Origin of the sequence: Salinibacterium sp., from assembly GCF_031364185.1 — a bacterium.
Lineage (GTDB): Bacteria > Actinomycetota > Actinomycetes > Actinomycetales > Microbacteriaceae > Rhodoglobus.
In genome coordinates this window covers 1-6,046 of the sequence record NZ_JANLVV010000070.1, presented here as the reverse complement: position 1 = coordinate 6,046, position 6,046 = coordinate 1, and the positions used below count along the sequence as shown (strand labels likewise).

The following is a 6,046-nucleotide window of genomic DNA, read 5'->3' as shown; positions in this document are numbered from 1 at the left end:
ATCGTGACTCGCCGCTGATCACCCATGAAGTTGTCGTACATATCCAGTGACGGAAACTGGAGCATGTGCACCTCCAGCGGCTGGTCGTCCGACGCATTGGTCACTCCACGCTGAAGCACCAGCCCGCCATGTTCGGATTCGAGATCGACGACGATGTCCAGGTAGCGAGACAGCTCTGTCTCCATACCGGGATGCGCCCAGAACATAACGCAGCAAGAGATTGGCATGGGGTGAACTTTACCCCAGTGGATGACCCGACCGGGGTACCGACGCGGGTGCCGGTAGCAGGTGCGCGGGCCTGTATCGTAGTAATCCGCTCGCACACGCGGGCGCGGGGCGGTAGCTCAGCTGGTTAGAGCAGCGGACTCATAATCCGTCGGTCATGGGTTCAAGTCCCATCCGCCCTACAACGAGTTACGCGGAAGTTGGGGCTTCCGGCTGCAAGGTCGAAAACCGAAAGCAATCCAAAAGCACTCCAAGTTCGACAAAGCTGTTCCGCGAAACCCTATGTTTGGGGGCACCGCACGAGCGAACGATCCTCAGTACTATCGACATGTGACCAACGCCGCCGCTTCCCCTTCCGCGAGCGTTGCGACCGTCGACTTTCTGGCCGAGCCGTTGCTGAATCTGGCCCAGCGCAAAGCTCGCTACGGCGTTACCTATCTACGCGCACTTGCTAGCCAAGCAGGATGCACCTTTGACGAAACGGCCTCCGGGGAGGACGTTCAGGCGGTCGATGCCAAAATCGGCTTCGGTGATGGTGACGTGTTCGTGCAGGTGAAGACCACGAAGCGTCACAAGATGTCTGGCACGAGCCTCACGATGAACTACACCCCCACGGCAAACTGGCTGCGAAAATGGGGCAAGCTCCGCGTGCCTGTCTACTTCGTCGTTGTCGTAGTCCCGAGTGACAGCGGCGTCTGGTTAGATCACCACGTTGCGGGAACCCACATGTTCGAGACAGCCGCCTACTGGTGTCGGATCGACGTGGCGGCAGTAACAGCAGCGAACAAGATTGAAGTGCCGAGAGCACAGCGGCTGTCGGCGGCGACTCTGCCAACGTGGGAATCAGACCTGCGCGCGATCTACGGAGGAGGTGTTTAGTGACCGAAGAACGAGACCTGCGCCCCAACGTCGCGAGCTACCTCAAAAGGCACGGGTGGACACCCGGGCAGGCGGGGCAAGCCGGTGAACTATGGCGCTTGAACGCTGAGACGCGAGACGGCGGAGGCCGCTTAGAGGGGCCCAGCCTCGCTGTGCCCTTCCAAGTCGAGTTGGGCTCATTCGAGTACCTAGCGATTCTTGATCGGCTGGCTCGCCAACTGCAGGTGTCCACTGAGAAGATCTCCGAGGCAGTGGAGAGCGAGTTCTTGGATGCCCAGAACTATCGCATCGCTGACCAGTATGTGTTTGAGGAGTCCGCTCTCCTCGAAGGAGCCGCCACAGTCCTCGGCTCTGCTCGGCGGCTTGTCCGCGCGGCTGCGACCACAGCCCGCAAACCGCGCGCTTTCATCGGTGCGAACTTCAGCAAGCCCGGTGATGAGATGGCGAAGCGGGCGCGGCTTGCACACACCCGGCAAGGATCGTTCATCCTCCCGATTGTGATGCCTGTAACTCCGATGGTTGCAGAAGGGGAGCTGGAAGAGGGCGCGGTACCTATCGAGCCGGGCGAACGATCTGTCACCCACACCCTCGCGAGTGCTCTTGCCGCCCTGAACAACATCGCGGTGAAGCCCGAGACGTCACCCGGTCCGGACGACGTGATGAATCTCGTGCAAAGTGGAGTTAGCAAGGAACTAGTTTCCGCTGTTCGAGAGATCGTTGTCAGTGCGGGAGTTGCAGCGTTTGACGTGTCCTTCGTTTGGTCGCCAGCGCTCGGAACGCCGAAGGAGGTGCCCGAACGCGTTGTGATCGCGGATGAAGCTGCTCCGTTGCTCAACAGGGTCGCCCTCGAACTCGCGAAGGTCAAGCCAGAGCCAGACGCCTCCGTGTCTGGACAGATCGTGCGAATCCACTACGTGCAGGGTGAGCCGTCGGGACAGATCGCCATTCGGACCGAGCGCAGGAACCGAATTGTGGACGTGTCCGTTCACGCGACATCGGAGATTGTGCATCAGGCTTACGTGTGGGCGCACGACCATCGTGCCGTGCTGGCTCGCGGACGAATCGAACGCAAGAACGACAAGACGCTCTACATTCCCGAGCCGACGGCAATCCTTCCCATCGACCAGCTCTTCGCGAATCAGTTCCCCATCGAGGGTTAGGCCCGGCTCGACGCGACGGCGTGACCTAAGCGTCGGGAGCGGCGAGGTACGCGTGCATCCCGGCCATGTAGCGTGACCACTGGTCGGGGAAGAAGTGAAGGTAGGTCTTGTAGGTAACCTACGTTCCGGCGTGGCCGAGTGCAGCGGCGACCATCTCCAGCGGCACGCCAGACGCGGCCCACAGGCTGGCCGCTGTGTGGCGTAGGTCGTGGAACCGAAGGGCGGGGCGACCGATCGCCTCGGCAGCGGCGCGGAAGCGTCGGCAGTAGAAGCTCTCGTAGTCCATGCGCTTATCCCAGTTGAGGCCACCGCGCCAGTCGCCACCGCCCGCATAGTTGCGTCCGGGCCACAGCCGCGCGCTCGGGTAGTGGCGCTCCGAGTGCTCGGCGAGATAAGCGCTGAGCGCTGCCACGACGCGGGCATTCATCGGCACAACGCGGGTGAAGTTTGCTGACTTGGGGGAGTCTTCGCGCCAGCCTGCTTTGGTCCGCACGAGCGTCCGCTGCACCTTGATCCAGTTCCGCAGCACGTCCACGTCACCGACTCTCAGGGCCTGCATCTCGCCCAATCGGAGTCCGCAGTATGCGGCCACCATCACGGACACATCGTCCGGGGTGCAGTCGGCCAGCGCCGCCATCAGCGCCTCGACCTCGGCCCCCGACAAGAACTGCGGCGCGAACGTGGCGTCGTGTTGCACGCGCGGCAGCTCGGTCCCGGTCGCCGGGTTGTGCGTGATGAGCCGGTGCCGGATCGCGTAGCGGAACACCTTGTTGGCCGCGATAAAGGCGTGCTTGACGGTGCTCGGGTGCAGCGGGATGCCGCTGCGCGCCGTCGGAGTGACGGCCAGCTCGGCGATCCAGCGCTCCACGTCCTCGCTGGTGATCGAGCCGATGCGCCTCGACCCAAGATACGGGAACACGTGGCGGCGGTAGACCTGCACATACCTATCCAACGTTCGCGGCTTCAGTCGACCGCTCGCTGACGTCAGCGAAGCCTCAGCGACTTGCTGAAACGGTTTGGAGTTGCGGATCAACGGGGCCGTGCTGTTCCCGACGGCAATATCATCCTCCACTTTGGAGGCGAACCGCTCGGCCTCGCGCTTCACAGAGAAGGTGCGCTGGCGGAACCGGGAGCCGTCGCGCCAGCGCACCGTGTAGGTCGTGCCTGAGGCGCGCTCGCTGGTGACGACGTGCGCCATCAGCGCACCGCCTTCTCGATCGGTGCGCACGGCTTGAACGTGCCGAGGAGCCATTACTTCTCGGAGGATGCCTGCCACACGTACCTGCAATAGATCGACATCGGATTGGTTCTGGGCATGGACAGCTGACGAGACTGTTTGGGCATGGTTGTGGACTGCGGCAGCAGCTCTGTTTGGTGCCTGGCTGGTGGATTGTTCACCCTTCGGGGTCAATCCCGCCAAGCCACCGTGCGGCGTGACCTTCAGAAGCGTCAGTTCGAAGCTGAAGCGAAGGCCACTGAGGAGCGGCTGGAAAGTGAGAGGCTCGCAGCCGCGCACGAGCGTTCACTCGTTGCGGCCCGGGAACTCTTCGAGGGCTTTACTGGCTTGCAGCGTCCAGTTCAGGCTGCCAAGCCAACGATTGGTGACATTGTGAGCGGGGCAAGCTGGAGACGCAATTGGAGGGAGATTTGGACTGAAAATGTCAGTCTTGATCTTGATGTGAGATCCCGCCTAGTCGCAGATGCCAGCGCGCGGCGAGCGATGCGCCGCATCGTGACTCTACGCGACCAATAGCCGATGTTAAATCCGAATCTCATTATCCGACCGCTACCAAGATGCGTCTGCGCGATGCAGCCGGTTATCTCACCGCAGAGGCAATCGAAGTGATGGCCGCCTACATCCGACGAGTCCGTGACGACTCCAAGAAGGACCAACTTATCCACGCGTTGGAGGCCGCTCATAAGCGTCTTGCCGAGTGGGAGGACTACGAGATCGCCCGAGCGGAGGCGCGAGACGAAGCCGAGGCGCGAGACGAAGCCGATGACGGCGAAGAAGAAGACGGGCGGTGGGTGGAGCCGCCGACCGCTGTAAAGGGCTAACCGCCAACCAGTGCCCTCGGTGACCTGGCTACATGTAAGAGCGGCGCCTGAAGACGCTCACGTCGTCGGTGCTCAAGGTGAACCACTCCCCGTTGGCGCGCTTGGAGCTGAACCTCTTGTGCCGGTAGGACTCAATCCCTTCGGGATCGTCCGTCTTGATCTCGTGTACTAAGTCGAGCCGCTCGGGTAGTTGCAATGCGATCTCGCATGCACGGCGACCCACGCTGTTCGATCGGCCGATCTTTAGTACTTGCCAGAGTGCGTCAAATACACATAGCCCGTTACGACAGGGGTGATCTTTAGCGTTCGAGCTTGAGGAAGTTGGCGGTGCGGTCGCAGGATGGAAACCACACCGTCGTATCCCTCAGTTGCGAGGGCGAAGTCGACCACTTGGGCAATCAGCTCGTCCCGAGCACCAAGACGTTTTCTGATACTCGATGCGAACGGGATGGCGGCTCCGGATCGATGGTGGAGGTCAGTCTCGTCGCGCGTCGGCGAGTGTCCTAGATTTAGCGTCAGGTCGACTAACGCGCACTTCAAGTCGTCGTCTGTGGAGAGAGCGATGTTCCAGACGTTTGGTTCGAAGCCCGCTTCTGCAAGCGCTTAGCTCCAGCGAGCCCAATAGCGACCCCGCCACGCGGTAGCCGTGATCCCAGTCCGCGCCTCGAACTGAGGAATACCGAGGGGCTTTCCACCGTGTCCGGCAGCCTCGCGCTTGATCGCGAGGAGTGTCTCATACTTACTAATCACCACGATCCAAATTGTATGGGTCAGTCGTTAGTCCCCGGCTCGGCGAAGCGGCGTGGCCTGTGCGTCCGGCGCGGCGAGGAGTGCATCTATGCCTGCCATTTAGCGTGTCCACTTGTCGGGCAAGAAGTGCAGGTGTGCCTTATATGTGATGCCGGTGCCCGAGGGCGGCGGCGACCATCTCGAGCGGCATGCCCGACGCGGCTGACAGACTGGCCGCTGTCTGTCGCAGGTCGTGGAACCGCAGGGGCGGGCGACCGATCGCCTCGGCGGCGGCTCGGAAGCGCGGACGGTAAAAGCTCTCGTCGGTCCACTCCACCCCGTGCAGCCCACGCGACGTGCCGGGCCAAAAAAGCGAGTCGAGATCGCCCGATTTGTGGTGGAGCGCGTGCAGCAGTCGCATCCGTCGGTCATGGGTTCAAGTCCCATTCGCCCTAATTCAGTGATGCTGTGCGGCCCGACCACGCCCCGTCAACCTCCCCGTGTCACACTGGCGTGTATGACGACAGAATTTGACGCTGACGAGGTCGCCCGAAAGGTTGTTGGTCGGCTTCAGGAGAAGTTTCCGAAGGCGAGCGTTGACGATCTTGAGCAGATCGTGCGCGAGGAGGTCGCGATACTCGCCGACAAACCTGTGCATGATTACGTGGCGGTCCTGGCGGAGCGCGCCGCGAAGAAGCGATTGAAGCGCGGCTGAGGGCGCATCCGGAACCGACCGGGTCACACGGTGCGTTTGGATATCAGGTGTACACCCTGACGACCTGCCAATTCGTCCCGTTGCGGACGACGTCGAACATGCGTGACAGCTCATCGTCGTCGGTGCCCTGAAAGCGCCAGCCCTGACTGTGATCGGTCTCTCGCAGAGGCGGCTCGTCGAGGTGGGTGGGCGTGTCAGTGACGCGGTAGTGCCGGCCCTCCCAGATGAGACCATAGGGCACGCCGCCCTCGAACCACACCGTAGTGAGACTGTCGTTCAT

The 6,046-nt window shown here is 61.9% G+C and carries 9 protein-coding genes and 1 tRNA gene; 5 read left to right on the top strand and 5 right to left on the bottom strand.

Annotated features, from left to right (window positions below):
* Positions 1-227, bottom strand: a 227-nt coding sequence (locus RMN95_RS03705) for a hypothetical protein (protein ID WP_309615612.1), incomplete at its 3' end; no start/stop codon positions are given.
* Positions 228-333: 106 nt separating this feature from the next.
* Here RMN95_RS03705 and RMN95_RS03700 point away from each other — a divergent pair.
* From RMN95_RS03700 to RMN95_RS03690, 3 genes are all read left to right on the top strand, one after another.
* Positions 334-407, top strand: a tRNA-Ile gene (locus RMN95_RS03700).
* Between the two features lie 148 nt (positions 408-555).
* Complete coding sequence (locus RMN95_RS03695; RefSeq protein WP_309615611.1) at positions 556-1,104, top strand: DUF4365 domain-containing protein; 549 nt, start codon at positions 556-558, stop codon at positions 1,102-1,104.
* Positions 1,104-2,264 carry a hypothetical protein gene (locus tag RMN95_RS03690; protein WP_309615610.1) on the top strand — a complete coding sequence of 387 codons (1,161 nt, stop codon included), beginning with the start codon at positions 1,104-1,106 and terminating at the stop codon, positions 2,262-2,264. Before RMN95_RS03695 ends, RMN95_RS03690 begins: the two co-directional genes overlap by 1 nt.
* Positions 2,265-2,382: 118 nt before the next feature.
* On the opposite strand, the gene RMN95_RS03685 is transcribed toward RMN95_RS03690, so the two are convergent.
* Positions 2,383-3,462 carry a site-specific integrase gene (locus RMN95_RS03685; protein WP_309615609.1) on the bottom strand — a complete coding sequence of 360 codons (1,080 nt, stop codon included), beginning with the start codon at positions 3,460-3,462 and terminating at the stop codon, positions 2,383-2,385.
* A gap of 596 nt (positions 3,463-4,058) precedes the next feature.
* On the opposite strand from RMN95_RS03685, the gene RMN95_RS03680 reads away from it, so the two are divergent.
* The gene (locus RMN95_RS03680) at positions 4,059-4,322 is read left to right on the top strand and encodes a hypothetical protein (protein WP_309615608.1); all 264 of its coding nucleotides are present in this window, start codon (positions 4,059-4,061) and stop codon (positions 4,320-4,322) included.
* A 28-nt stretch (positions 4,323-4,350) separates the two neighbouring features.
* On the opposite strand, the gene RMN95_RS17105 is transcribed toward RMN95_RS03680, so the two are convergent.
* Both RMN95_RS17105 and RMN95_RS03675 read right to left on the bottom strand, forming a co-directional pair.
* Positions 4,351-4,563, bottom strand: a complete 213-nt coding sequence (locus tag RMN95_RS17105; RefSeq protein ID WP_397545240.1) for a GIY-YIG nuclease family protein — start codon at positions 4,561-4,563, stop codon at positions 4,351-4,353.
* 648 nt (positions 4,564-5,211) lie between these two features.
* Complete coding sequence (locus RMN95_RS03675) at positions 5,212-5,472, bottom strand: tyrosine-type recombinase/integrase (RefSeq protein WP_309615607.1); 261 nt, start codon at positions 5,470-5,472, stop codon at positions 5,212-5,214.
* 96 nt (positions 5,473-5,568) lie between these two features.
* Here RMN95_RS03675 and RMN95_RS03670 point away from each other — a divergent pair, with 96 nt between their 5' ends.
* Complete coding sequence (locus tag RMN95_RS03670) at positions 5,569-5,766, top strand: three-helix bundle dimerization domain-containing protein (RefSeq protein WP_309615606.1); 198 nt, start codon at positions 5,569-5,571, stop codon at positions 5,764-5,766.
* 43 nt (positions 5,767-5,809) lie between these two features.
* Here RMN95_RS03670 and RMN95_RS03665 read toward each other — a convergent pair.
* On the bottom strand, positions 5,810-6,046 hold a 237-nt coding region (locus tag RMN95_RS03665), incomplete at its 5' end, for a hypothetical protein (RefSeq protein ID WP_309615605.1).